Source organism: Leifsonia sp. SIMBA_070, from assembly GCF_046534635.1.
In the GTDB taxonomy this organism is placed as follows: domain Bacteria; phylum Actinomycetota; class Actinomycetes; order Actinomycetales; family Microbacteriaceae; genus Leifsonia.
The window spans coordinates 1-230 of record NZ_JAWRYK010001042.1 but is presented as its reverse complement, the minus strand read 5'-3'; the positions used below and the strand labels follow the sequence as shown (position 1 = coordinate 230).

Sequence of the window (230 nt, the reverse complement as noted above, 5' to 3'; positions counted from 1 at the left end):
ACCGGCCTCTGGATTGAGAAGGACACGAAGTCCATCATCCTGCTGCCCTCCGGCGATAACCGGCTCCACCGCACGCACGCGGCGTGCCACGAGTTTGGCCATATTCTCCTGCGCCACCAGGGATGCGGCGGGGTGGAAACGGCAGTGCCGTCCGTCTTCCAGCACATCGGCAGCCGCAAAGGCATCAAACGGATGCTGGCGCGTTCCATGGACTGGAATGAGACCGAACG

1 pseudogene is annotated in these 230 nt (G+C 63.0%); it reads left to right on the top strand.

The annotated features are described in order from the left end of the window. Positions 1 to 230 (top strand): annotated as a pseudogene (locus SB754_RS23320) (hypothetical protein); the annotation flags it as partial.